Consider the following 25,211-nt stretch of genomic DNA (forward strand, 5'->3'; position numbering starts at 1 on the left):
ACCGAGCGTTCCTAGTTTTCGGGGCATGCCATCCCGATCCGTCCTCGTTCGTCTCGCCTCGACCCTGTTGCTCGCCGCCGCCGCGCATTCGGCGATCTCCGCTCCGGCCGCCCCGGCGGCGACCGGGAACACGGGGTCCGGGAACACGGCCGCCGCGGCGGCGATCACGGCGCTCGTCGCCGACGACACCGAGGCCGCGCAGGCCGCCTTCCCCACCGATTTCGCCGCGGTGATGGGCTATTCGCCGATCGTGGAGCGGGGACTCGATTCGGTGGCACGGCTGGTGGATCCTGAGGGTGACTGCTCGGCGCCGATCCCGCTACCGGAGGTGTTCGAATCGGCGTGCCGAGTCCACGATCTCGGATACGACCTGCTCCGGTACGCGCGGGCCACGGAGGGAGAGCTCGGACCGGACGCCCGGCGCAGGCTGGATTCCCTCTTCGCGCGGCATCTCGACCTCGCGTGCCGGTCCGACCCGCAGATCGCCCTGTGTCATCCGATCTCGAAAATTGCTTCTGCCGCAGTGGAATTCAACTCGTGGCGGCAGGGCCGTCACAGTCCCGTCCCGGAATCTCCTCTGCCCCTCGTACTCGGCGCGGGCTCCGCACTGCTGGGGCTCGCATCGCGGCGGGCACTCGACCCGAAAGCAGCGCTCTCATGAGGATGTTCGTGATCGTTCTCGCCGCGGTGGTCTCGCTCTTCCCGTCGCTCCTGCCCCGCGATCCGGTGGTGCAGGGCGTGGTCACGGGGGTGCTGATCGTGTTCGCACTCGCGAGCCGCCGGATCGTCGTGTCCGTCTTCCACCGGCGCACCGGACGATTCCCCTCACCCACACCGGACGAGCTCCGGTGGCCGATCGTGACGGTCGGCGCCTCGGCAATGCTGGTCGCCGTGGCCGGTGCACACCGGTGGCAGAACCGGTTGCGGCAGGCCATGGACGTGCCGGGGGTGGACCTGCGCTACTGGACCGAGGTCGTTCTCGTCGCGGCCGTCGTCGTGACCGTGCTCGTGGGCGGTACGCGGGCCGTCGTGGCGGCGCTGCGCACGGGGACCTCACCCGGCAGGGCCGGACGGCTTCCGGTGGTGGCGGTGGTGACGGTGCTCGCGTGCCTGGGGGCGGGCACGGTGTCCGCCTCGCCCACCGATCCGGCCCCCTCGAGCGGTGTCGACCTCGGGCGGGAAGGCCGGCGGTTCGTGTCCCTGCCCTCCGACGGGTCCGCCCTGCGGGTGTACATCCCGCTGGCGGCGGCCGCGGATCCGGAGGGGCGGGCCGAGCGGGCCGTGGCCGAACTCGACCGGGTCGGCGGATGGGACCGCGAACACCTGGTGGTGGCGGTGCCGACCGGCTCCGGCTGGGTGGACGCCGCAGCCGTGCGCGGATTCGAGAGCCGGTGGGGGGACGATCTGGTGATCGTCGCCCAGCAGTACTCCGATCGTCCGAGCTGGGCGACTTTCGTGCTCGACCGCGATGCCGCGGTCGAGGAGACGCGGGCGCTCGTGGCGGCCGTGCGGACCCGGCTGGCCGCCCTGCCCACGGAGCGGCGGCCCGTCCTGCATCTCTACGGCCAGTCGCTGGGCGCGACCGGGGCGAGCGCGGTGTTCGCGAACGTCGACCCGGAGCCGTGTGCGCTCTTCCTCGCGGGTCCGCCGGCGGGGGTGCGTACCGACGGGGCGACCGTGCGGGCGAACAGTTCGGATCCCGTGGTGTGGTGGCAGCCCGCCCTGCTGTGGTCGCCGCCGGATCTGTCGCGGGCCCGCATCGACGCGCCTGTACCGCCGTGGCTGCCCGTCCTGACGTTCGTGCAGACGAGTGTGGATCTGCTCGTCTCGCTGGACGCCCCGATCGGGCACGGTCACCGCTACGGCGAGGACCAGGCCCGGTGCGCGGCCGAGGACCGTTGAACGGACCCGGATGCACCGCGACCCGTCGGCCGGAACGGCACGACGGGTCGCGGAGAGGCGGGATGGGGTCAGACCAGGACCGGGCCCCGGGCGGCCTCGAAGGCCGCACCCACGCGGTAGAGGCGCTCGTCGGCCAGCGCCGGCGCCATGATCTGCAGGCCGACGGGCAGGCCGTCGTCCTCGGACAGACCCGACGGCACCGACATCGCGCAGTGCCCGGCGAGGTTGGTGGGCAGGGTGCACAGGTCGGACAGGTACATCGCCAGCGGATCGTCGACCTTCTCGCCGAGCTTCCACGGCGTGAACGGGCTCGTCGGCGAGACCAGCACGTCGACCTGCTCGTAGGCCTTGTCGAAGTCCTGCGCGATGAGCGTGCGCACCTTCAGCGCCTGGCCGTAGTAGGCGTCGTAGTAGCCCGCCGACAGCGCGTAGGTGCCGATCATGATGCGGCGCTTGACCTCCTTGCCGAAGCCGGCGGCGCGGGTGGCGGCCATGACCTGTTCGGCGCTCATCGTGCCGTCGTCGACGCGCATGCCGTAGCGCATGGCGTCGAAGCGCGCGAGGTTCGACGAGACCTCCGAGGGAAGGATCAGGTAGTAGGAGGCGAGGGCGTACTCGAAGTGCGGGCACGACACCTCGACGACCTCGGCACCGAGCTCCGTCAGGGTCTTCACCGCGGCGTCGAACGAGGCGATGACGCCGGGCTGGTAGCTGTCGGAGTGCAGTTCCTTGACCACACCGACCTTCACGCCCTTCAGGTCGCCGGCGGCACCCTGGCGGGCGGCCTCCACCACGGGCCGGACGGGGGCCTTCACCGACGTCGAGTCGCGCGGGTCGTGCCCGGCGATGACCTCGTGCAGCAGCGCGGTGTCGAGGACGGTACGACCGCACGGGCCGCCCTGGTCGAGCGAGGACGCGCAGGCGACCAGGCCGTAACGGGAGACGGTGCCGTAGGTGGGCTTGGTGCCGACGGTCGCGGTGACCGCGGCGGGCTGACGGATCGAGCCGCCCGTGTCGGTGCCGATGGCCAGCGGCGCCTGGTAGGAGGCGAGGGCCGCGGCGGAGCCGCCACCGGAACCACCGGGAATTCGGCTGGTGTCCCACGGATTGCGGGTGGGGCCGTAGGCCGAGTTCTCGGTGGACGAGCCCATCGCGAACTCGTCCATGTTGGTCTTGCCGAGGATCGGGATGCCGGCCTCGCGGAGCTTGGTGGTCAGCGTCGCGTCGTAGGGCGACACCCAGCCCTCGAGGATCTTCGACGCACACGTGGTGGGCATGTCCGTGGTGGTGAACACGTCCTTGAGTGCGAGCGGCACACCGGCCAGCGCCGAGGCGGGCTTCTCCCCCGCACCGAGGGCACGGTCGACCTCCGCGGCGGCGGCGAGGGCCTGCTCGGAGGCGACGTGCAGGAAGGCGTTGTACTCCCCGTCGACCTCGGCGATGCGGTCGAGGTGGGCCCGGGTGACCTCCACCGACGACAGCTCGCCGCCGTGGATCCTCGACGCGAGGGTGGCGGCGTCGAGACGTGTGATGTCGGCGCTCATTCGCCCTCTCCCAGGATCTGCGGGACCGCGAAGCGGTCTTCCTCCACGGCAGGTGCGCCGGACAGCGCCTGCTCCGGCGTGAGGCCGGGCACGACGACGTCCGGACGCGTCACGTTGGTGACCGCGTTCGGGTTCGCCATGGGCGCGACATCGTCCGCGGCCACCTCGGACACCGCCTTGACGTGGTTGAGGATCGAATCCAACTGACCGGCGAACTCGTCGAGTTCGGCATCGGTCAGCGCAAGCCGGGACAACCGGGCGAGATGCGCGACCTCGTCTCGGGAGATGGCAGGCACCGTGAATGGCCCCTTTCCGATGGAGAGTGAACGTCCTGTCCAGGGTAATGCGTCGAGGAAGCGACGGCGCAGGCGGTGCGGCCTGTTCCCCTCCCCGGGTGACCTCTCTCCCACCGCGTGATGTTGCGAGTTCCGCAACGCTGTGTTGCGTTCGTGTGACACGCCGCGGCGCGACCGGGGTTTTTCGGGGGGCTCGTCGTATTTTCGACATCGCACCGTCCCTGGGGTGACCGGTGGGATGCGAGGATATGGTCTGCCAGAGGTCGACACGGGCCCTGGGGCCGGCATGCCGATGCCGGCGGATCACGTGCCGTCGATCCGGTTCCGGGCGGCATCGATGGCACGAAACCGACTCGGAAAGGACTCACGTGTCGTATCTCTTGCGTGTCAGGCTCCCCGATCGTCCCGGTAGCCTCGGCTCGCTGGCCGTCGCGCTCGGCTCGGTGGGCGCCGACATCCTGTCGCTCGACGTCGTCGAGCGCGGCCAGGACTTCGCGATCGACGACCTCGTCGTCGACGTGGAGCCCGGGAAGCTGCCCGACACGCTCCTCACCGCCGCCGAGGCCCTGCCCGGTGTCACGGTCGACTCCATCCGCCCGTACGCCGGGATCCTCGACACCCACCGCGAACTCGAACTGATCGACCAGATCGCCGCGGCCCGCGACGAGCGCCTCCAGATCCTCGTCGACGGGGCCCCGCGCGTGCTGCGGGTCGGCTGGGCGACGGTGCTCGGCGTCGGCCCGAACGGCATCTTCCGCATCGTGGGCAGCCCGGGTTCGCCGGAGACCCATCTGGCGGGTGTGCCGTGGATGCCGCTCGACAAGCCCACCCTCCTCGACCACGAGGCCGACTGGGTGCCGCAGCTGTGGCGCGACATGGACACGATGCTCGCCGCCGCTCCCCTCGGCTCCCCGGAGCGGGTGCTCGTCCTCGGGCGCCCGGGCGGCCCGGAGTTCCGGCCGTCCGAGATCGCCCGCGTCGGTTACTTCGCCGGCATCGTCGGCTCCGTTCTGAGCTGAGCACGCACCCCGAGCCGGGCACTCGGCTCCGGCAGGGCCCTTTCTCCGGGAAGGGCCCTCACTGCACGCGACGCCTCATTCCACGACGAGGCGGCCCGCCATGGCGATGGCCTCCTCGCGGGAGTGCACGCCGAGTTTCCGGTACAGCGACCGCAACTGGGTCTTGACCGTGTTGAGGCTGACGTACTGCTGCTTCGCGATGCTCGCCGGGCTCCCGCCCTCGAGCAGCGCGTCGAGAACGGCACGTTCCCTCCGGGTGAGGCGCACGGCGGGCCGGATCTCCCGGAAGGAGCCGTACTCGGCGACGGCCTCCTCGAGGTCCAGCGGAAGGTCCACCCCCAGCGACAGGACGTCGCGCACCGCGGAGGGTGGCAGCGTGACGAACGGCCGGGTGACGCCGCTGTGCCGCGACAGCACGACCGCGCGCTGGAGGTGCCGCCGGGCCTCGGTGCGACGGCCGAGCCGCAGCGCCGCGACCGAGCCGATGAGCGCGAGTTCCGCGCACACGGCCGGGCAGCGTTCCAGATCGATGTCGTCGCGGTGCACGATCGCCTCCGCACCACCCGGATCCCCGACGAGCAGGAGCAGCCTGGCCCGGGTCGGGGCGGTGAGCGGATGCGTCGAGTTCTTCAGGATCTCGCGGGCCGGGGCGGCCTGGCCGAGCGCGAGGTACAGATCGGCGCGGACGGCGTCGATCAGCACCGACGCGATCCCGGTACGGCGGTGCTCGAACCGCGGCAGCTCCGAGTCGATGTACAGCAGGCCGTCCGCGGGGACCCCGGCCAGCAGTGCCTGCCGCCCCCGCGCGTAGAGGACCGCCGCCCACAGTTCCTCCTTGTCGGAGGGAGCACCGAGTTCGGCGAGGGCGTCGAAGGCGGTGTCGGCGTCGAGCCGGTCGACGGCCACGAGCGCGGTGGCGACCAGCGCTGCCGTACGCACGGCAGCCTCGGCCTCGCCCAGGATCGGCGGGTACCGTCGCTCCTCCTCCACCCAGCGGACGGCCTCGTGGGCCTGCCCCCGGACGGCGTCGAGGAGGGCGAGTTTGCCGGCGGCCTCCCGGCGGACGTAGATGCCCGCCCCGGCGGAGTGGGCGAACCGCAGCATCCGCAGGGCGTCCCCGGCGCGGCCGCCGAGCATGTAGACGGTGCCGAAGTTGAGGAACTTCAGGGCGTGGGCGTGCCGGATCGTCTCGTCGACCCCGTCGAGATCCGGCAGTGATTCGTCGATCATGGTGTCGCACAGGTCCATCGCCCGGTCGTACTCGCCCCGCATCCGCAGCGCGCCGAGCCGCAGGACCGTCTCGAACGGCTGGGGGAACTCGAAGGAGGCGGGAAGCGGGATCGCCGCGGCGGCGTCCTCGTCGAGCCCGGGGAGGTGCGTCCCGGATCCGTCCCGCACGCCCGTTGCCGGGACGAGCGTGCGCAGCGACGCCGTGGTCGGGTCGCCCGCCGCGATCTCCTTCGGGATCAGGTCGAGCAGCACCGGGCCGAGGGAGCGGAGCGAACCGTCGGCGTACAGCGTGGTCCAGTGCTGCGCGACGATCCCGAGGGCGCGCTGCCAGTCGCCGTGCTCTACGACGTGCCGCAGGGCGATGTCCGGTCGGGAGCGCTGCAGCCAGTACTCGACGAGCGCGGCGCGCGCCTGCTGCAGGTCCTCCGGATGATCGGCGGCCGCGACCCTCAGCAGGGAGGCGCGCACGACCTCCGGGTAGCGCCAGGCGTGTTCCTCGTCCGCGGTGCCGGCCGAACCCCCCGGGGCCGTGTCGAGCGGGCCATCCGGGGCCGTGTCGAGCAGGCCCTCCGCGACCAGGGTGTCGACGAATCGGTCGGCGTCGGGGACCTGGGGCAGAGCGGCGAGCGAACCGGTCGTCAGACGCTCCGGTGTCGCGGAGACGAGAACCGCGCGGCACGACCGTGCCAGCGCGGGCTCGGCGGCGACCAGGCGCGTGACGAGCAGGTCGATCGCCTTGTCGACGAGTTCGTCGAGGGCCTCGGTGTCGTAGGCGCGTTGGGGTTCCTCGGCGCGCAGGGCCGCGCACACCGCGGCGACCAGGGCGGGCAGGCCGTCGGTCCGGCGGGTGATCCACTCGGCGGTGCGTTCGTCGCGAGGGACCCCGAACACCCGGCACAGCGCCGCGGTCTCGTCCACCGTGAAGGCCAGGGAGTCGGTGCCGATCTCCGTCCATCCGGGGCCGCAGTCCGGCCGGGCGCCCCGGACGTCGCGGTTCCGGCTCGTCACCACGAGCCGCATCCCGGTCCCGAGCTGCAGCAGACGCTGGGCCCGCTCCTCGATCCCGTCGACCGACTGCACTCCGTCGAGGGCGAGGAGCACGGGGCGGGGGTTCCGGCGCAGCAGTGCGCACAATGTCTCGAACGGGTCGTCCCCCGCCACGGGCTCGGCGATTCCCAGAGAGGTGCACGCCGCCGACAGCACCCCGGCCCAGTAGGCCCCGGTCGCGGTGTCGGATGCGGGTTCGGGGACGAAGACCGGCACCAGGTCGGGGCACGGATCGGTGGCCAGCCACGTCCGGACGAGGGTCGTCTTGCCCGAGAACCGACCGCCGTGGATCATCACAGATTCGGTTCGTTGTGAAAGAAGTGAGAACAAACGGCGACGAAACAGGGGCAGTGTTCCCGGCACGTTCGATTCCCTCTCGACCTAGGGACGGAACCGCCCCCGACACGGAATCCGTTGATCTTGGACAGACTTTACCAGCGCTTCGGAGAAATTGTGGTTCTCACACGCAATTCCCGAACTTCACGCATCGGACGAAAAGAATTTCTCCGGCGTGATTCGTCGTGCCTCTCGTACTGAGGTTTTCTCAGTAGCGTCCTGCATGCTCGAATTGGGTGAGAACGAGCGCCGCTTTGACGATGGAACCGATTCTTTTGGGGCACAGGGTGATCCTGGCGAGTGCCTTCCATCGGGTGGTGAGCAATGCGGCGGCACGTTCGCCGAGGCACCGCAGACTGGTCAGCAGCGTGTTGCGGCAGGCGGTGTCGGCGTCGAGAGTGTTGCCGTCGGCAGGAGCCTTCGTGGGCGTGTGGATACCGATGCCCACCCCCTGATAACCCTGGTCCGCGAGGGTGAGCAGACCCTGAGCTGCGGCGGCGTACAACGCGCCCGTAATTCCGTGTGCGCGGGCCGCGGTCAGATCGTGGGTGCTGCCCGGCAGCGATTCCGACACCCACAACGGGAATCCGTCCGCGGTCGCGATGAACTGGACGTTCGCACCGAATCGGCGGTGTTTACCGGAGTACCACCGGTGGACCGGGGTGCCCTTCGTTCCGATCGTGGTCTCACGGACCCGGTCGGTGGGGATCAGCGTGCCGTCGAGGATCACGTGCGTCCGTCCCGCGGCGAGTCGGTCGCTGAGCACGTCGGCCAGGTCCGGAGCTTGCGCGGCGAGAACGTCGATGCCTTCGTGCAGGTACCGGTAGCCGGTGGCGATGGAGATGCCGGCGTCGTGGGCCAGTGCGGTCAGTGGGGTGTCCTGTCGGAACCAGCGCAGTACGAGGACCGCGTGGCGGAAGGGAGTCAGGGCGCGGCGTCCGCGGCGGCTGCCGCGTTCACGACGGTTGACCTGCAGCAATGCGGCGAGGTGCTGGGCGAGAGGGCGTGGGACGTCGAGCGTGGCAGAATAGGTGATCACGTGGAGCCTCTGGTTCTTGGACTTGGTCTTCGCAAATCCAGTCCTACCAGGGGCTCTGCGTCTCTTCGTGATTCGGGTATCGCACCGCTCGGCCAAGATCAACTTACTGAGAAGACCTCACTGTCGGCACAACAGAATGGGGAGAAAAGCTCGCAGAGCTTCTCTCCCCGCTTCCGTTCACGACATCGGCGTGAATTCCGGCGCGGTACCGCCCCCAGGGGAGCGGTACCGCCGGCCGGTGCGTTCTAGTGCGCGAACGCCGTGTCGGAGTGACCCCGACCGACACCCTTGCGGAGGTAACCGACCACGTCGGCGATGGCCTCACCGAGCTTGTAGGCGAGATCGCGGCTGAAGCCCTCGCGGAGCACGATGCGCAGCACCGCGACGTCCTCCGCGTCGGCCGGCATCGTGTAGGCCGGCACCTGGAAACCGCGGGCCCGCAGTTCGTGGGAGATGTCGAACACCGTGAAGCCGGGATCTCCCGACACCTGGAAGGAGATGACCGGAATGGCGGAACCGTCGGTGATGATCTCCATGTTCTCGATCGCGGCGATCTGCTTCGACAGCATGAGGGCCGTGTCGCGCAGTGTCTCCATGATCTGGGTGTAGCCGGCGACGCCGAGCCGGATGAAGTTGTAGTACTGGCCGATGACCTGGTTACCCGGTCGCGAGAAGTTCAGGGTGAACGTCGGCATGTCGCCACCGAGATAGTTGACCCGGAAGACCAGATCCTCGGGCAGGTGCTCCTTCGACCGCCAGACGACGAAACCGATACCCGGATAGGTCATGCCGTACTTGTGACCGCTGACGTTGATCGACACGACCCGCGGTACCCGGAAGTCCCACTCGAGGTCCGGATGGAGGAAGGGCACCACGAAGCCCCCGGAGGCGGCGTCGACGTGCAGCGGGACGTCGGGACCACCGGAGGCGGCGAGCTCGTCGAGCGCCGCGGCGATCTCCGCGACCGGCTCGAGCTCACCGGTGAAGGTGGTGCCGAGGATCGCGACGACACCGATGGTGTTCTCGTCGACCGCTTCCCGGACCTGCTCGGGGGTGATCACATAGCGGCCGGGCTCCATCGGCAGGTACTTCGGCTCGACGTCGAAGTAGCGGCAGAACTTCTCCCACACGACCTGTACGTTGCTGCCCAGCACCAGGTTCGGCTTCGACGCGTCCTTGCCGGCGGCCCTGCGAGCCTCACGCCAGCGCCACTTGAGCGCGAGACCGCCCAGCATGACGGCTTCGGACGAACCGATCGTCGAGACGCCGGTGGCCGAGGACGGATCGGCCGGGTCGAGGTCCTCGGCGTTGAACAGGGCCGCGACCATGTTGACGCAGCGGGTCTCGATCTCCGCCGTCGCCGGGTACTCGTCCTTGTCGATCATGTTCTTGTCGAACGTCTCGGCCATGAGACGGCCCGCCTGCGGATCCATCCACGTGGTGACGAAGGTCGCCAGGTTCAGGCGCGAGCTGCCGTCGAGCATCAGCTCGTCGTGGATGAACTGGTAGGTCGCCTCCGGGTCGGTCTCCGATTTGGGAAGCCGCAGAGCAGGAATCGGTTCGGTACCGAGCCTGCCGGTGAAGGCGGGTGCGAGTGTCTCGGCTGGAGCATTGGACTCTGACATGGTTTCCTCCATTTCCCGCATCGAACACTCGTCGATCCGGTGGACATCGGGGACATACGGGCGGGCGGCTCTCACACCTCGATCGGCGGGTACAGCCTCTCCATCGTGTAGCGGCGATTGCGGCGGACCGACATGGCACTCAGCGACAACGATACGAGCAGGACGCCGCCGAGAACGGCGATTGCGATCCACAACCGGGAGTCGATGTGCTCGGCCACCGTGAGCTGCCGCAGACCGTTGACCGTGTAGGTCATCGGGTCGAACGGATGGATGTACTGGAACGGCTTGGCCGTGGTCGGGACCGGGTAGATGCCGCCGGCGGAGACGAGCTGCAGCATCAGGAACGCCAGGGTGACCACACGGCCCACCGCGACGCCGAAGACCGCGTTGAAGGCCTGGATCATGGCGAGATAGGTCGCCGAGATCAGCATCAGGAACAGGATCGTGCCCAGCACGTGCTTGACGTCGAGGCCGACACCGAAGTGCACGACGGTGTACATCACGACCACCTGCAGGATGCCCACGAGCAGGGCCGGCCAGTACGAGGCGAGGACCGTGCGGAAGGCACCGAGGTTGGCGACCGTGGGCCGCGACTGCAGCGGGGTGAGCAGCATCCAGGTGATGATGCCGCCGACGAACAGGGCGAGCGACAGGAAGAACGGCGCGAAACCGGTACCGAAGGTCGGTGCCTCGTTCGTGTAGTCCTGCTGCAGCGCAACGGGAGTCGAGAGGGTCTCGGCCGTCGCGGTGCGCTGCGCGTCGGTCCAGCTGGGCACCTGGCCGGCGCCCTCGCTCAGGGCCTGGGCGAGTTCCTGCGCGCCGTCCACGAGCTGGAAGCTGCCGTCGGTGAGCTGGACTAGACCCGAACTCAGCTGGCTCGCCCCCGAGTTCAGTTCGTCGACGCCGCTGCGGAGCTGGTTCACCTCACCGGCGAGGCCCCCGCTCGTCAGCATCGCCAGCGCCCTCTGCACCGGGCTGTTCGGGTCGACGAGCTGGTATTCGAGCTGCTGGGCATCGGAGCGCAGGCTGACGATCTCCGCGCGCAGCGCCTCGGCGTCCGCTTCCACCTGCTGGGTGGTCAGCGGGGTCAGTGCGGCGATCGCCTGCTGGACCACCGGGTCCGAGCTACGGCCGAGGATGTCGACGACCTGCTGGACGGCATCGTTCACCCGGGACTGAGTGGATGCGGGCACACGGGACTCGAGGGCCTCGAGCGAGGACCGCAGTTCCGTCGCCTGCGCCGCGACGCCGGAGAGGGTGCCACTGTCGAGGGCCTGCAGCAGCGGGCCGGTCACGCCGTCGATCGCGGTGGCGAGCTCGTTCGCGCCGGCGGCGAGCTGGGCCGAGCCGTCACGCGCCGTGACCATGTTGGTCGCCAGCTCCTCGGCACCCGAGGCGAGCTGCTCGGCTCCGTCGGCGGCCTGCTTCAGACCCGATCCGGCGGACTCGAGGCCGGTGAGCACCGTGCCGACGCCCTGAGCGCCGATCGTGGAGTTCACCTGGTTGATGACCTGCTCGGACGCGTCCTGCCCGATGATCGTGGCGAGGTAGTTGTTCGCGTCGTTGAAGGTGAACACCAGGTTCGCCTTCTCGGGGTTGTCACCGTTGGGTGATTCCACCGCCGCGGTGAAGTTCTCCGGGATGGTGATCGTGTAGTAGTACTTCCCGTCGGCCAGACCCGCGACGGCGTCGTCCTCGGAGACCTCCTCGAGATCGAGCTGGCCGGAGGCGATGAGCGACTTGACGACCTGGTCGCCGGCGTCGACCCGCTCCCCCGTCGCCGAGACACCGATGTCGTTGTTGACGATCGCAGCGGGGATCTTGTTCACCGCACCGAAGGGATTCCAGAACGCCCACAGGTACATGGCGCCGTACAGCAACGGCATGAGAACGATCGTCACGATCGCGATGCGCGGCATGGTGCCGCGGAAGTAGCGCTTCGAATCGCTACCGAGCGAGATGCCTGCGAGCACCTGTCACTTCCTCTTCGTCAGGACGCCGATGTCACCGGGTCCGAGCAGATCCTGCATGTCCACCACGGCGCGCACCCCGAGCGCGGGATCGACGGGATTGACGTCGCCGATGAGCACCGACTGGTTGCGGCCGAGATCGACGAGGCGCCGGAGCAGGGTCTCGCGCTCGACGTCGTCGGCGATCTTGTCGATGCGGCCCACCACCAGCAGCGGGGGACGCCGGGTGTTCGCCACGGAGATCCGCAGCAGCAACTGCTGGATCTCGGGCAGGTCGTCGACGAAGGCCTCGAGCGGCGGCAGCGGCACCTCGCCGAAGATCTCCTCGCACATCTCCGCGACGCCGTCCTCCCGAACCCGCGGAACCAACTTGTACCAGGGGGAATCCCACCGTTTCTGCTCGGTGACGAGATCCCGGACGGTGACCGACGGGCGCACCTCGTCGAGTTCGTTCATGCACGCGATCGCCGAGTTGGCGATGATCTTCTGCGGCCGGCTCTCGCCGAGGACGGTCAGCGTCCCCTTGTTCAGGCGCATGCGGCCGCACAGGGCCATGAGCAGTGCGGTCCGCGCGGCGCCGGCCGGCGCGGCCACCACCGTCACACCACCCGCATCGATGTCGAGATCGAGGGGCCCGAACACGGGCCCCCACGGGCCGTGTACTTCGATACCCCGGGCGGAGACCAGCGTTCCCGGCACCCGGTGCGCGGAGGCGGGCTCCACGACGGGCGCTTCGAAGCGCTGGGTGCCGACGTCCTGGACGTCGACCGGAGTGTGTTCTCCGTCGGCGGCGAGGGAGTCCTCGAGTTCGTCCCACGCCTCCGCGTCACTGTGTTGTCCGTATCTGTTCACCGACCGTCCTTGCGGTTCCTCGTGGCCGGAACGACTCCGTCGGAGTGCGCGGGGGCGCGCATTCCGGTCACCCACGGATTCTCGGCGGAAACGACGACAGCGTTACTGCCGCCGCCGCGGAACGGAAGGTGATGAATGCACTCCGGAGTCTCCGTCATGAAATGGGACGTTATCGGTCCGGACGGAATGCATCCGACTCCCACCGGAGGAAGCACTCGAATTCACCCCCCGGTTTCACCCGAGGTGACGACAATTCGAGATCGTTTGCGTCAGCGACGGTTCGGAACAACTACCCGGATGGAGAGTTTTTCCGTCATATCCGGTATTTTCCGGGATCGTGTTTTACACTCCGCGCATGCTCATCCACCCGACACTGCGAATGCAGTCCTGGGGATTCGTCATCGGGGCCGCACTTTTCGCACTCGGGTCGGCCCCCGTGATCGCGACGTTTCTCGGAACCGCCGGCGCCAACACGTCCTTCTTCGTCGGCTCCTGGTTCTTCACCGGGGCCGCGTTCGTCCAGCTGATGCTGAGTGGGCCGGCCACCGTCTCCGATCAGGGCAACCCCGCGATCCGTGCGGACTGGCTCGCCTCGCTCATCCAGTTCATCGGCACCCTGCTGTTCAACGTGAGCACCGGGGCGGCACTGCACGCGCACACCGTCAAGGGCGAGATGCACCTGGTGTGGAATCCCAACGTCGAGGGGTCCCTGTGCTTCCTCGTGTCGAGCGCGATCGCCTGCATGGTGCTCTGGCGTTCCGGTTCGCACTGGGAACCCCGCTCGAAGGACTGGATCAGCGGCTGGCTGAACATGCTCGGGTCGATCGCCTTCGGTGTGTCCGCCGTCGGCGCGTTCGTCCTCGACGACGGCAACACCCTCGACCCGAGCCTCGCCAACTACGGCACCTTCGTCGGCGCGATCTGCTTCCTCGTCGCGGCCGCGGTGTTCCTGGGTCGGAGCGACGCCCAGGAGGAGGAGAAGACCGCGAAGGCGTCCTGACCGGTCACTCCGCGGGATCGAGTCCCAGATGGGCGCGCGCGGCGTCCGGTCCCTCGTCCAGCAGGATGCGGAAACCGTCCTCGTCCAGGACGGGCACCCCGAGATCGGCGGCCTTGTCGGCCTTGGAACCCGGATTGTCGCCGACCACGACGAAGGCCGTCTTCTTCGACACCGACCCCGCCGCCTTGCCGCCCCGCGCGAGGACGGCCTCCTTCGCCTGGTCGCGGGAGAAACCGGCGAGGGTGCCGGTGACCACGATCGACAGGCCCTCGAGGGTGCGCGGGATCGACTCGTCGCGCTCGTCCTGCATCCGCACACCCGCCGCGGCCCACTTGTCGACGATCGCGACGTGCCAGTCGACGGTGAACCAGTCGACGACCGCCGCGGCGATGGTGGGTCCCACGCCCTCGACGGCGGCGAGTTCCTCGACGGACGCCGAGCGGATCCGGTCGAGGCTGCCGAACTCGACGGCCAGGGCCCGCGCGGCGGTGGGGCCGACGTGCCGGATCGACAGCGCCACGAGCACCCGCCACAGCGGCTGCTCCTTGGCCTTGTCGAGGTTCTGCAGCAACCGCTCGCCGTTCTTCGACAGCACCCCCTTGGTTGTGCGGAAGAAGGCGAGACGCTCGAGGTCCTCCTTCGTCAGGGAGAACAGGTCGCCCTCGTCGGCGATGGCCTTCCCCTCGAGCAGCGCCGTGGCGGCCTCGTAACCGAGCGCCTCGATGTCGAACGCCCCGCGGCCGGCGACGTGGAAGACCCGCTCACGCAGCTGGCCGGGGCACGACCGCGAGTTGGGGCAGCGCAGATCGACGTCGCCCTCCTTGGCCGGTGCGAGCGGCGTTCCGCACTCGGGGCACTCGGCGGGCATGACGAACTCGCGCTCGGAGCCGTCGCGGAGGTCGACGACCGGCCCGAGCACCTCGGGGATGACGTCGCCCGCCTTGCGGATGACGACGGTGTCACCGATCAGCACGCCCTTGCGCGCCACCTCGGACGCGTTGTGCAGTGTCGCGAGCGAGACCGTCGAGCCGGCGACGGTGACCGGTTCCATGTAGGCGAAGGGGGTGACGCGGCCGGTACGCCCGACACTGACCCGGATGTCGAGGAGCTTGGTGGTGACCTCCTCGGGTGGGTACTTGTAGGCGATGGCCCAGCGCGGTGCCCGCGAGGTGGCGCCGAGGCGGCGGTGCAGGCCCATGTCGTCGATCTTGACGACGAGCCCGTCGATCTCGTGCTCGATGTCGTGCCGATGCTCGCCCCAGTAACGCATCCGCTCGATGACGGCGTCGGCGCCGCGCACCACGGTGGTGTGCGGGGAGACGGGCAGGCCCCAGACGGCGAAGGCCGCGTAGGCCTCGGACTGCGACCGGGCCTCGAAACCCTCCATCCGGCCGTAGCCGTGGCAGTACATCCGCAGGCGCCGGCGGGCGGTGACGGCGGGGTTCTTCTGACGCAGCGATCCCGCCGCGGAGTTGCGGGGGTTGGCGAAGGGCGGCTTGCCCTCCGCGACGAGGCCGGCGTTGAGGGCCTGGAAGTCCTCGAGCCGGAAGAAGACCTCGCCGCGGACCTCGAGCAGGTCGGGTACGGGGAACTCGTCGCTGCCGGTGAGTCGTTCGGGGACGTCGTCGATGGTGCGGGCGTTGAGGGTGACGTCCTCGCCGGTGCGACCGTCGCCGCGGGTCGCGGCGCGCACGAGCCGGCCGTTCTCGTAGACGAGGCTCAGGGCGACCCCGTCGATCTTGACCTCGCACAGATAGTCGGGGTGGGTGCCCGTCTCGGTCTCGGCGCGGGCGAGCCAGGCGCGCAGTTCGTCCTCGTCGAAGACGTTGTCGAGGCTGAGCATGCGTTCGAGGTGTTCGACCGCGGCGAACTCGGTGGAGAAGCCGCCACCGACGAGCTGGGTGGGTGAGTCCGGCGTGCGCAGTTCCGTGTACTGCTCCTCGAGCGCCTGCAGTTCGTTGAAAAGGGCGTCGAACTCGCCGTCCGAGATGATCGGCGCGTCCCGCACGTAATAGCGGAACTGGTGCTCTCGCACCTGTTCGGCCAGTTCCTGCCAGCGCTCGCGCGCCTCCGGAGGAGCTGTGATGGGTGCGTCCGTCGGTTCACTCACAGGCCGAAAGCCTAGTCGAGAGCACCGACCGGGTTTCCGGACTCGCCCGGAGGCGGTGCCGGGGACGTCGCGACCCGGAGACCCCGCCGTGGGGCTCGGGTCAGAGATGTTCGGGTTCGTCCGCGAACACCGCGGCGATCTCGCGGGTCAGTCGCAGCGCGGTGCGCGCCGCCTCGTCGGAGACCGACGCCAGACCGCACGCCGGGGCGACCCCCACCGAGCGCAGCAGACCGCGCGGGAAACCGAGCCGGTCGATCAGGTCGACGGCGGGAGCGGCCTGCTCGCGCCAGCCGGCCGACGCCGAGGCCCGGACGAGCCCGAGGATCGGGACGGTGCCGGAGTCGATCAGTTCGCCGAGCCCGTCGAGGTCGGCGCGGCGGATCCGGGAGACGTCGAAGGCCACCGCGTCGGCGGCGCTGCGGCGCAGCAGGTCGGTGGGCAGGTCGTCGGCGCAGCAGTGGACGGCGACCGACGCCCCGGTGCCGCGGATGGTGGTGTCGAGGATGTCGAGGGCCTCCGGTCCCGGCAGGGCGGGCACCGTCTCGAGGGCGGTGCGCCCGGTCAGTCGTCCGGCGAGCACGTCGGGCAGGGCGGGCTCGTCGAGCTGGACGACGACCCGCACCCCCAGCCGCCGGGTGATCTCAGCGGCGTGCCGGGCGATACCCTCGGCCAGCGACTCGGACACGTCCCGCACGGCGCCGCGGTCGGTGAGGACCCGGCGGCCGGTGGCGAGTTCGAGATGCGCGGCGAGGGTGAGCGGCCCTGCCGCCTGCACTTTCACCGGACGGTCGGATTCCGGACCGGCCCGCTCCCAGGCCTCCTCGAGGGCGTCGAGGTCGCGGGCGAGCAGGTCCTCGGCGCGCGCCGCGACGGTCCCGCGGTGCGAGACGAGGCGGTAGCCGGTGGTGGAGGCGTCGAGGTGCAGGTCCACGAGCAGCGCGCTGACGCGGCCGAGCATGTCGGCGCCGAGTCCGCGCGCGGGCAGTTCCACGAGATGGGGCAGCGCGGGCAGTTCCCCGACCACGATCGAGGCGGCCTCGCGCGGGTCCGTCCCCGGCCACGAACCGATCCCGGTCGCGACAGCGGTCCACACGTCGCGGCCGGTCGCCTGTGCCGTCACCGCTCCCCTGCCGCCGAGCGGGTGCCGGCGATGGTGCCGCTGCCGAGGACGATGTCGCCGGCCGGGTCGGGACGGTAGAGCACGGCGGCCTGCCCCGCCGCGACGCCGGTGAGCGGTTCGCGCAGGTTGATGTCGATGCCCGAGCCGACGGCCTCGGCCACGGCGGGCGCGGTGCCGCCGTGTGCCCGGACCTGGACGACGCATTCGACGGGGCCCTCGGGCGCCTCCCCCGAGGTCCACACCGCGCGCTCGGCCCGGATGAAGTCGACCTTCAGTTTCTCGGCGCTGCCGACCCGGACGGTGCCGGTCTCGGGTTCGATGGCGGTGACGTAGCGGGGCCGGCCGTCCGGTCCGGGGCCGGCGATCCCGAGTCCCTTGCGCTGGCCGATGGTGAAACCGTGCACGCCGTCGTGCCGGGCGAGCACCTCGCCGGAGGTGTCGTCGACGACGGCGCCGGGACGCACCCCGATGCGGGCGCCGAGGAAGGCCCGGGTGTCGCCGGAGGGAATGAAGCAGATGTCGTGACTGTCGGGCTTGTTCGCGACGGCCAGTCCGCGCTCGGCGGCCTCCTCGCGGATGCGGCTCTTCGGGGTGTCGCCGACGGGGAACATGGCCCGCGACAGCTGCTCGGCGGTGAGCACGGCCAGCACGTACGACTGGTCCTTGTCGGCGTCGACGGCGCGGCGCAGCACTCCGTCGTTCAGCTGGGCGTAGTGGCCGGTGGCAACGGCGTCGAAACCGAGGGCGACGGCGCGGTCGGCCAGCGCGGAGAACTTGATCTTCTCGTTGCAGCGCAGGCACGGATTGGGGGTTTCACCGGCCGCATAGGACGCGACGAAGTCGTCGATCACGTCCTCCTTGAAACGGTCTGCGAAATCCCAGACGTAGAACGGGATTCCGAGCACGTCGGCGGCGCGGCGGGCGTCGCCGGCGTCCTCCTTCGAGCAGCATCCCCGCGAACCGGTGCGAAGCGTGCCCGGGGCGGTGGACAGCGCCAGGTGCACGCCGACCACCTCGTGTCCGGCGTCGACGGCGCGGGCGGCGGCGACCGCCGAGTCCACTCCGCCGCTCATTGCCGCAAGAATCCTCATCTCCGGTCACCTCCTCGTCCGCCGGCGCTCGCCAGGCCGGCGGCGCGAGCCCTTTCCACCACGGAGGGCAGAGCTTCGATCACTGTCTCGATGTCGCGTTGTGTCGTGGTGTGTCCCAACGAGAAACGCAGAGATCCCCGCGCGGTCGCGGGATCGCAGCCCATCGCCACGAGCACATGGCTCGCCCGGGCGACACCCGCGGTGCAGGCGGATCCGGTGGAGCACTCGATGCCGGCCGCGTCGAGCAGCATCAGCAGCGAATCCCCTTCGCAGCCCGGGAAAGTGAAGTGTGCGTTGTTGGGCAGGCGTCCGTCGCCGCGGGGGCCGTTGAGGATCGCGTCCGGCAGAACGGTCTCGATCCCGTCGACGAGAAGGTCGCGCAGGCGCGCGAGTTCGGCGGTGCGCGCGGGCAGATCCGCGGTGACCGCCCTGACCGCCGCGGCCGTCGCCACGATCGACGCGGTGTCCTGTGTGCCCGACCGGACATCGCGTTCGTGTCCGCCGCCATGCAGCAGGGGGACGCACGGCACCTGACGCCCGAGCAGCAGTGCCCCGACCCCCTGGGGGCCACCGAACTTGTGGGCGGCGAGGGTCATCGCCGCCAGGCCGCTCGCACCGAAGTCGACCGGCAGATGCCCGACGGCCTGCACGGCGTCGCTGTGCACGGGGACGTCGAACTCGGCGGCGACGGCGGTGAGTTCGGTAACGGGCATGACGGTGCCCACCTCGTTGTTGGCCCACATGACCGTCACGAGAGCGATCTCGTCGGCGTGCTGCGACAGTTCCTCGCGCAGTGCCTCGGGGGCGACGCGCCCGAACCGGTCGACGGGCAGCCACGTCACGAGGGCGTCCTCGTGTTCGACGAGCCATTCGACCGCGTCGAGCACCGCGTGGTGCTCGGTCGCGCCGGCGACGATCCGGCGGCGGCGGGGGTCCTGGGCGCGACGGCCCCAGAAGATGCCCTTGACCGCGAGGTTGTCGCCCTCGGTTCCGCCGGACACGAAGATCACTTCGGAGGGGCGGGCACCGAGTGCGGCCGCGATCGACTCCCGCGACTCCTCGATACGGCGACGGGCCGCGCGTCCCGATCCGTGCAGGGACGACGCGTTGCCGACGGTGGTGAGCACCTCGGTCATCGCCTCGACGGCCACCGGAAGCATCGGCGTGGTCGCGGCGTGATCGAGGTAGACGGTCGTGGAGGTACCGGAAGATCCGGTGGCGGGCGAGGTCATGACCGATCCAGGATAGCGGGTCGGCGAAGAGGCCCGCCGCGCTCCGGGCCCGCAGGGCCCCGTCACCGTCCCTGTCCCCGTCCCCCCGGCACGCACACAGCACGCACACGGCCCCGCTCCCGGAAGGGAACGGGGCCGTGCAGGAGAAACCGGGACCGGTTGTCCGCACCCCGGGCGCGGGACGGACTCAGCCCTTGTGCTTCTTGATCTCCTCGGTCAGCTGCGGAGCGACGTTGAACAGGTCACCGACGACGCCGTAGTCCGCGATCTCGAAGATCGGGGCCTCTTCGTCCTTGTTGACGGCGACGATGGTCTTCGACGTCTGCATGCCGGCGCGGTGCTGGATGGCCCCGGAGATGCCGAGCGCGATGTACAGCTGCGGGGAGACCGTCTTACCGGTCTGGCCGACCTGGAACTGGCCCGGGTAGTAACCCGAGTCGACGGCGGCACGCGAGGCGCCGACGGCGGCACCGAGCGAGTCGGCGAGTTCCTCGACGACGGAGAACTTCTCGGCCGAGCCGACACCGCGGCCACCGGAGACGACGATCGACGCCTCGGTGAGCTCGGGACGGTCGCCGCCGACGATCGGATCGCGCGAGACGATCTTCACGGCGTTCTCCTCGGGGGCCGGGACCTCGACGGCCACACGCTCGGCGGCGGCAGCCTCGGGCTTGGCCTCGATGGCGCCCGGGCGGACCGAGATGACCGGGACCTCACCGTTGGCCTTGGCGTCGACGGTGAAGGCGCCACCGAAGATGGAGTGGACGGCCGAGCCGTCGGCCTTGACGTCGACGACGTCGACGAGCAGACCGGAGCCGATGCGGGCGGCGAGACGGCCCGACACCTCCTTGCCCTCGACGGACGCAGCGGTGATGACGGCGGCGGGGCTGGCCGACTCGACGAGCTGCGCGAGCACGTCGACCTTCGGGGTCACCAGGTAGTTGTCGATGATGTCCGACTCGGCGGCGTAGACCTTGACGGCGCCGGCCGCGGCGAGCGCGTCCTGCAGGGCGTCGGCGGTGCCGGGGGTGCCGGTGACGACGGCGGCGGGCTCACCGAGCGCGCGCGCGGCGGTGATGAGTTCGGTGCTGACCTTCTTGAGCGCGCCCTCGGCATGCTCGACGAGCACGAGTACTTCTGCCATTGCTGCTTCTTCTCCCTAGATGTGTCCGGTGTTGTCGCGGGGGCGCGATCAGATGATCTTCTGGCCGACCAGGTACTGAGCGATCTTGCTGCCGCCGTCGCCCTCGTCGGTGACGCGCTCGCCCGCGGTGCGCGGGGGCTTCGGGGTGACACCGGTGACGGTGGTGGCCGCGTTGGCGACGCCGAAGATCTCGGGATCGAGGCCGATCTCGGCGAGGGTCAGGGTCTGAACTTCCTTCTTCTTGGCGGCCATGATGCCCTTGAAGGAGGGGAAGCGCGGCTCGTTGATCTTCTCGGTGACCGAGACGATGGCGGGCAGCGGAGCCTCGATGCCGAAGATGCCCTCGTCGGTCTCGCGCTCGCCGGCGGCCTTGCCGTCGGCGACGGTGAGCTTGCGCAGGTGGGTCAGGTGCGGAAGGCCCAGGTACTCGGCGATGATCGCGGGCACGGCGCCCACGCGGCCGTCGGTGGCCTCGTTACCGGCGATGACCAGCTCGACGCCCTCGATCTGGCCGAGCGCGGCGGCGAGAGCGTAGGCGGTCTGGATGGCGTCGGAGCCGTGGAGGGCCGGGTCGTTGAGGTGGATGGCCTTGTCGGCACCCATGGACAGCGCCTTGCGGATGGCATCGGTGGCACGGTCGGGGCCGGCGGTCAGCACGGTGACCTCGCCGCCGTCGCGCTCCTTGATGAGCAGAGCCTCCTCGACGGCGCGCTCGTTGATCTCGTCGAGCACGGCGTCGGCGGCCTCACGGTCGAGGGTGTAGTCGCCGTCGCTGAGCTTGCGCTCGGACCACGTGTCGGGGACCTGCTTGATCAAAACGACGATGTTCGTCATGGGTCTGCGTCGACCTCCTGTGTGTAGCTGCCTTTGTTCGGTAAGGCGCTGCCTGAACCGAGCACTCGTGTCTTCGCACGGCGTGTGCGATAGATTATCAGCCGCTAAGTTACCAGTCAGTAACTTGACGGGATACCCGTGTCACCATAACCGCAAGGAAGGGCGACCAAACCTGTGATCTGGAACACCGGAGACCGCGCGAGCGAGCGGGGGTCTAATGTCTTGGCGGTGAGCGATACCCCCGCCCGCGCCGACGATGCGCACACCCTTCCCCTCACCGGCGAACGGACGGTCCCCGGCATCGCCGAGGAGAACTACTGGTTCCGTCGGCACGAGGTCGTCTACCGGCACTTCATCTCCCGCTGCGCAGGCCGGACCGTGCTCGAGGCCGGCGCCGGCGAAGGCTACGGCGCCGACATGATCGCCGACGTCGCGACCCGCGTGATCGGCCTCGACTACGACGAGAGCGCCGTCGCGCACATCCGCGCGCGCTATCCCCGCGTGGACATGCGGCACGGCAACCTCGCCGAACTCCCCCTCGAAGACGAATCCGTCGACACCGTCGTGAACTTCCAGGTGATCGAACATCTGTGGGACCAGTCACAGTTCCTCCGGGAGTGTCGCCGCGTTCTCACCCCCGGCGGCGAACTGCTCATCAGCACCCCCAACCGGATCACCTTCTCCCCCGGCCGCGACACCCCCCTCAACCCCTTCCACACCCGCGAACTGAACGCGGCGGAACTGACCGAACTGCTCGAAGATGCCGGATTCCGTGTCGAACTCATGACCGGCGTGCACCACGGCCCCACCCTCCGCGCGCTCGACGCCAAGCACGGCGGCTCCTTCATCGACGCCCAGATCGAACGCGCCCTCGCCGGGCAGCCGTGGCCCGAGGACCTCACCGCGGACGTCGCCGGGGTGACCGTCGACGACTTCACGATCGTCCCCGAGAACATCGACGCGAGCCTCGATCTCGTCGCCATCGCGGTGAAGGATCCGGCACCGGAGGACGGCGCACCGTGAGCACCGAGACCTCGCGCGTCCCTGGCATGTTCGCGCTCGTCCTGCACTCGCACCTGCCGTGGCTCGCCAACCACGGACGCTGGCCCGTCGGCGAGGAGTGGCTCTACCAGTCCTGGGCCGCAACCTATCTGCCCGTCACCGACGTGCTCCGCCGCCTGGCCGCCGAGGGCCGCGGCCGGATGCTCACACTCGGGATCACCCCGGTCCTCGCGGCACAGCTCGACGACCCGCACTGCCTCGCCGGGATGCACCACTGGCTCGGCAACTGGCAGTTGCGCGCACACGAGGCCGCGGCCATGTCCGAGCCGTCCTACCGGGCGCTCGGGGCCCGCGAGCACCGCGCCGCCTCCGAGGCGCTCGAGACCTTCGAAACACGATGGCGCCACGGCGGTTCCCCGGTCCTGCGCGAACTGATCGACGCCGACGCCATCGAACTGCTCGGCGGCCCGCTCGCCCATCCCTTCCAGCCGTTGCTCGACCCGCGGCTGCGCGCCTTCTCCCTCTCCGAGGGTCTCGCCGACGCCCACGCCCGCTGGGGCCACCGGCCGCGCGGCATCTGGGCGCCCGAGTGCGGTTACACCCCCGGGCTCGAGATCGGTTACGCCGCAGCGGGAGTCGAGCACTTCATGGTGGACGGCCCCGCCCTGCACGGCGACACCGCACTGGGCCGCACGGTCCGCGACTCCGACGTCGTGTGCTTCGGCCGCGACCTTCAGGTGTCCTACCGGGTGTGGTCGCCGAAGTCCGGCTATCCCGGGCACTCCGCCTACCGCGACTTCCACACCTACTGTCACGACACCGGGCTCAAGCCGGCACGGGTCACGGGCCGGACGGTGCCCTCCCACGAGAAGGCACCCTACGACCCCGAACTCGCCTCGCAGGCCGTCGACCGGCACGTCGCCGACTTCGTCGAGACCGTCCGCAAGCGGTTGTCGAGCGAGTCCGAACGCATCGGCCGGGACGCGCTCGTCGTGGCCGCCTTCGACACCGAACTGTTCGGGCACTGGTGGTACGAGGGGCCGCTCTTCCTCGAGCGAGTGCTGCGCGCGTTGCCCGAGGCGGGCATCGAGGTCGGCACCCTCGCCGACGCCCGCGCACGCGGATACGTCGGTGGTGACCCCGTCGATCTCGAGGACTCGTCCTGGGGATCGGGCAAGGACTGGCGGGTGTGGGCCGGCGACCAGGTCGCCGATCTGGTGTGCCTGAACGAGGAGGTCGTCCGCACCACCCTCGACGTGCTCGACAAGGCGGTCGCGCGGGACGGCGGCGCGGTACGGCTGCGCAACCGCGTGTACGACCAGATGCTGCGCGAGGCGCTGCTCACCGTCTCGAGCGACTGGGCGTTCATGGTCAGCAAGGACACCGCGGCCGCCTACGCGCGCGACCGCGCCCACAAGCACGCGCACGCCCTGCGCGAGATCGCCGACGCCGTCGCCTCCGGCCGCGACGCCACGGCGATCCGGTTGGCGGACGCCTGGAACCGCGCCGACAACCTCTTCCCCGGACTCGACGCACGACGCCTGCCCCGACCCGACGGAGGCCTGTGATGAAAGTTCTTCTCGTCTCGTGGGAGTACCCACCCGTCGTGGTCGGCGGGCTGGGCAGGCACGTCCACCACCTGGCCACCGAACTCGCCGCGGCCGGTCACGAGGTGGTGGTGCTCTCGCGGCGCCCCACCGGCACCGACCCGACCACCCATCCCACCGTCAGCCACGTCTCGGAGGGCGTGCTGGTCGTGGCGGTCGCGGAGGACCCGCCCCACTTCGAGTTCGGCGAGGACATGATCCCGTGGACCCTGGCCATGGGCCACGCGATGGTCCGGGCCGGGGTCGGCCTGAGCCGCGGCGGGATCGGTGAGGGCTGGACCCCCGACGTGGTCCACGCGCACGACTGGCTCGTCGCGCACCCCGCCATCGCGCTCGCCGAGTTCTACGACGTGCCGCTCGTGTCGACCCTGCACGCGACCGAGGCCGGCCGGCACAGCGGCTGGCTCTCCGGCCGCATCAACCGGCAGGTGCACTCCGTCGAGTGGTGGCTCGCCAACGAGTCGGACCGGCTCATCACCTGCTCGGCGTCGATGCACGACGAGGTCACCGAGTTGTACGGCCCGGACCTGCCGGAGATCTCGGTCATCCGCAACGGCATCGACATCACCACCTGGTCGTACCGCGAGCGGGAACCGCGGCTCGGGCCCGCCCGGCTGCTGTACGTCGGCCGCCTCGAATACGAGAAGGGCGTGCAGGACGCGATCGCCGCGCTGCCGCGCATCCGCCGCTCGCATCCGGGCACGACGCTCGCCGTCGCCGGGGAGGGCACCCAGTTCGAGTGGCTGCGGGAGCAGGCCCGGATCCACCGCGTCGCCCGCTCGGTGACCTTCCTCGGCAATCTCGACCACACCGAACTGCTCGGCTGGCTGCACGGCGCCGACGCGATCGTGCTGCCCAGCCGCTACGAGCCCTTCGGCATCATCGCGCTCGAGGCCGCCGCCGCAGGTACGCCGCTGATCGCTTCCACCGCCGGTGGCCTGGGCGAGGCCGTGGTCGACGGCGTGACCGGACTGTCCTTCCACCCCGGCGACGTGGCCGGTCTCGTCTCGGCGGTACGGGAGACCCTCGACGATCCCGAGGCCGCACAGGAACGTGCACGGGCAGCCCGGGCACGTCTGACCGACGACTTCGACTGGCGGCGCGTCGCGGAGGAGACCGCCCAGGTCTACTCGTCGGCCAAGCGCCGGGTACGACATCCCCTGGGGCGGCCGAACATCCCACAGCGTCCGCTCCCGGATCGGGGCTGAGCG

The 25,211-nt window shown here is 70.1% G+C and carries 20 protein-coding genes; 7 read left to right on the plus strand and 13 right to left on the minus strand.

Annotated features, from left to right (window positions below):
- Nucleotides 1-25 precede the first annotated feature (25 nt).
- Together OED52_RS13185 and OED52_RS13190 are read left to right on the plus strand one after the other, a co-directional pair.
- Nucleotides 26-661 (plus strand): hypothetical protein, encoded by a 636-nt coding sequence (locus OED52_RS13185; protein WP_264151322.1) that lies wholly within the window; start codon nucleotides 26-28, stop codon nucleotides 659-661.
- Nucleotides 658-1,902, plus strand: a complete 1,245-nt coding sequence (locus OED52_RS13190; protein WP_264151323.1) for an alpha/beta hydrolase — start codon at nucleotides 658-660, stop codon at nucleotides 1,900-1,902. Before OED52_RS13185 ends, OED52_RS13190 begins: the two co-directional genes overlap by 4 nt.
- A 68-nt stretch (nucleotides 1,903-1,970) precedes the next feature.
- On the opposite strand, the gene gatA is transcribed toward OED52_RS13190, so the two are convergent.
- A complete protein-coding gene (gatA, locus tag OED52_RS13195) occupies nucleotides 1,971-3,446 on the minus strand; it encodes an Asp-tRNA(Asn)/Glu-tRNA(Gln) amidotransferase subunit GatA (protein ID WP_264151324.1) in 1,476 nt (491 codons plus the stop codon).
- On the minus strand, nucleotides 3,443-3,742 hold the full coding sequence (gatC, locus tag OED52_RS13200) for an Asp-tRNA(Asn)/Glu-tRNA(Gln) amidotransferase subunit GatC (protein WP_264151325.1): 300 nt from the start codon (nucleotides 3,740-3,742) through the stop codon (nucleotides 3,443-3,445). The genes gatA and gatC overlap by 4 nt, the downstream gene beginning before the upstream one ends.
- 368 nt (nucleotides 3,743-4,110) lie before the next feature.
- On the opposite strand from gatC, the gene OED52_RS13205 reads away from it, so the two are divergent.
- Complete coding sequence (locus tag OED52_RS13205; RefSeq protein ID WP_264151326.1) at nucleotides 4,111-4,761, plus strand: ACT domain-containing protein; 651 nt, start codon at nucleotides 4,111-4,113, stop codon at nucleotides 4,759-4,761.
- Between the two features lie 75 nt (nucleotides 4,762-4,836).
- Here OED52_RS13205 and OED52_RS13210 read toward each other — a convergent pair whose 3' ends face one another.
- The 5 genes from OED52_RS13210 to OED52_RS13230 all read right to left on the minus strand — a co-directional run bounded on the left by OED52_RS13210 (nucleotide 4,837) and on the right by OED52_RS13230 (nucleotide 12,860).
- On the minus strand, nucleotides 4,837-7,332 hold the full coding sequence (locus tag OED52_RS13210) for a helix-turn-helix transcriptional regulator (RefSeq protein WP_264151327.1): 2,496 nt from the start codon (nucleotides 7,330-7,332) through the stop codon (nucleotides 4,837-4,839).
- A 250-nt stretch (nucleotides 7,333-7,582) separates the two neighbouring features.
- On the minus strand, nucleotides 7,583-8,413 hold the full coding sequence (locus OED52_RS13215; RefSeq protein ID WP_264150889.1) for a transposase family protein: 831 nt from the start codon (nucleotides 8,411-8,413) through the stop codon (nucleotides 7,583-7,585).
- 245 nt (nucleotides 8,414-8,658) lie between these two features.
- Nucleotides 8,659-10,050 carry a glutamate decarboxylase gene (locus tag OED52_RS13220; RefSeq protein ID WP_413247663.1) on the minus strand — a complete coding sequence of 464 codons (1,392 nt, stop codon included), beginning with the start codon at nucleotides 10,048-10,050 and terminating at the stop codon, nucleotides 8,659-8,661.
- A gap of 59 nt (nucleotides 10,051-10,109) precedes the next feature.
- Nucleotides 10,110-12,011: a YhgE/Pip domain-containing protein gene (locus OED52_RS13225; protein ID WP_264151329.1), complete on the minus strand. Its 1,902-nt coding sequence runs from the start codon at nucleotides 12,009-12,011 to the stop codon at nucleotides 10,110-10,112.
- A 3-nt stretch (nucleotides 12,012-12,014) separates the two neighbouring features.
- The gene (locus tag OED52_RS13230) at nucleotides 12,015-12,860 is read right to left on the minus strand and encodes a hypothetical protein (RefSeq protein WP_264151330.1); all 846 of its coding nucleotides are present in this window, start codon (nucleotides 12,858-12,860) and stop codon (nucleotides 12,015-12,017) included.
- Between the two features lie 355 nt (nucleotides 12,861-13,215).
- Between OED52_RS13230 and OED52_RS13235 the strand changes: the two genes are divergently transcribed.
- A complete protein-coding gene (locus OED52_RS13235; RefSeq protein ID WP_264151331.1) occupies nucleotides 13,216-13,860 on the plus strand; it encodes a hypothetical protein in 645 nt (214 codons plus the stop codon).
- A gap of 4 nt (nucleotides 13,861-13,864) precedes the next feature.
- Here OED52_RS13235 and ligA read toward each other — a convergent pair whose 3' ends face one another.
- The 6 genes from ligA to OED52_RS13265 form a co-directional block, all read right to left on the minus strand.
- A complete protein-coding gene (ligA, locus tag OED52_RS13240; protein ID WP_264151332.1) occupies nucleotides 13,865-15,970 on the minus strand; it encodes an NAD-dependent DNA ligase LigA in 2,106 nt (701 codons plus the stop codon).
- A gap of 100 nt (nucleotides 15,971-16,070) precedes the next feature.
- Entirely contained in the window at nucleotides 16,071-17,090 is a 1,020-nt protein-coding gene (locus tag OED52_RS13245) for a uroporphyrinogen decarboxylase/cobalamine-independent methonine synthase family protein (RefSeq protein ID WP_264151333.1), read from the minus strand.
- A complete protein-coding gene (mnmA, locus tag OED52_RS13250) occupies nucleotides 17,087-18,181 on the minus strand; it encodes a tRNA 2-thiouridine(34) synthase MnmA (RefSeq protein ID WP_264151334.1) in 1,095 nt (364 codons plus the stop codon). The genes OED52_RS13245 and mnmA overlap by 4 nt, the downstream gene beginning before the upstream one ends.
- Entirely contained in the window at nucleotides 18,178-19,413 is a 1,236-nt protein-coding gene (locus tag OED52_RS13255; protein WP_264151335.1) for a cysteine desulfurase family protein, read from the minus strand. The genes mnmA and OED52_RS13255 overlap by 4 nt, the downstream gene beginning before the upstream one ends.
- Before the next feature lie 187 nt (nucleotides 19,414-19,600).
- Nucleotides 19,601-20,557, minus strand: a complete 957-nt coding sequence (locus OED52_RS13260; protein ID WP_264151336.1) for an electron transfer flavoprotein subunit alpha/FixB family protein — start codon at nucleotides 20,555-20,557, stop codon at nucleotides 19,601-19,603.
- A 48-nt stretch (nucleotides 20,558-20,605) separates the two neighbouring features.
- Nucleotides 20,606-21,391 carry an electron transfer flavoprotein subunit beta/FixA family protein gene (locus OED52_RS13265; protein WP_264151337.1) on the minus strand — a complete coding sequence of 262 codons (786 nt, stop codon included), beginning with the start codon at nucleotides 21,389-21,391 and terminating at the stop codon, nucleotides 20,606-20,608.
- 222 nt (nucleotides 21,392-21,613) lie between these two features.
- Here OED52_RS13265 and OED52_RS13270 point away from each other — a divergent pair, with 222 nt between their 5' ends.
- The 3 genes from OED52_RS13270 to OED52_RS13280 are packed head-to-tail and all read left to right on the plus strand — an operon-like array spanning nucleotide 21,614 to nucleotide 25,208.
- Nucleotides 21,614-22,414: a class I SAM-dependent methyltransferase gene (locus OED52_RS13270; RefSeq protein WP_264151338.1), complete on the plus strand. Its 801-nt coding sequence runs from the start codon at nucleotides 21,614-21,616 to the stop codon at nucleotides 22,412-22,414.
- 26 nt (nucleotides 22,415-22,440) lie between these two features.
- Nucleotides 22,441-23,961, plus strand: coding sequence for a glycoside hydrolase family 57 protein (locus OED52_RS13275; protein WP_264154699.1), 1,521 nt, complete (start codon nucleotides 22,441-22,443; stop codon nucleotides 23,959-23,961).
- The gene (locus OED52_RS13280) at nucleotides 23,961-25,208 is read left to right on the plus strand and encodes a glycosyltransferase family 4 protein (protein ID WP_264151340.1); all 1,248 of its coding nucleotides are present in this window, start codon (nucleotides 23,961-23,963) and stop codon (nucleotides 25,206-25,208) included. Before OED52_RS13275 ends, OED52_RS13280 begins: the two co-directional genes overlap by 1 nt.
- Nucleotides 25,209-25,211: the final 3 nt, after the last annotated feature.

It is taken from the genome of Rhodococcus sp. Z13 (genome assembly GCF_025837095.1).
In the GTDB taxonomy this organism is placed as follows: Bacteria; Actinomycetota; Actinomycetes; order Mycobacteriales; family Mycobacteriaceae; genus Rhodococcus; species Rhodococcus sacchari.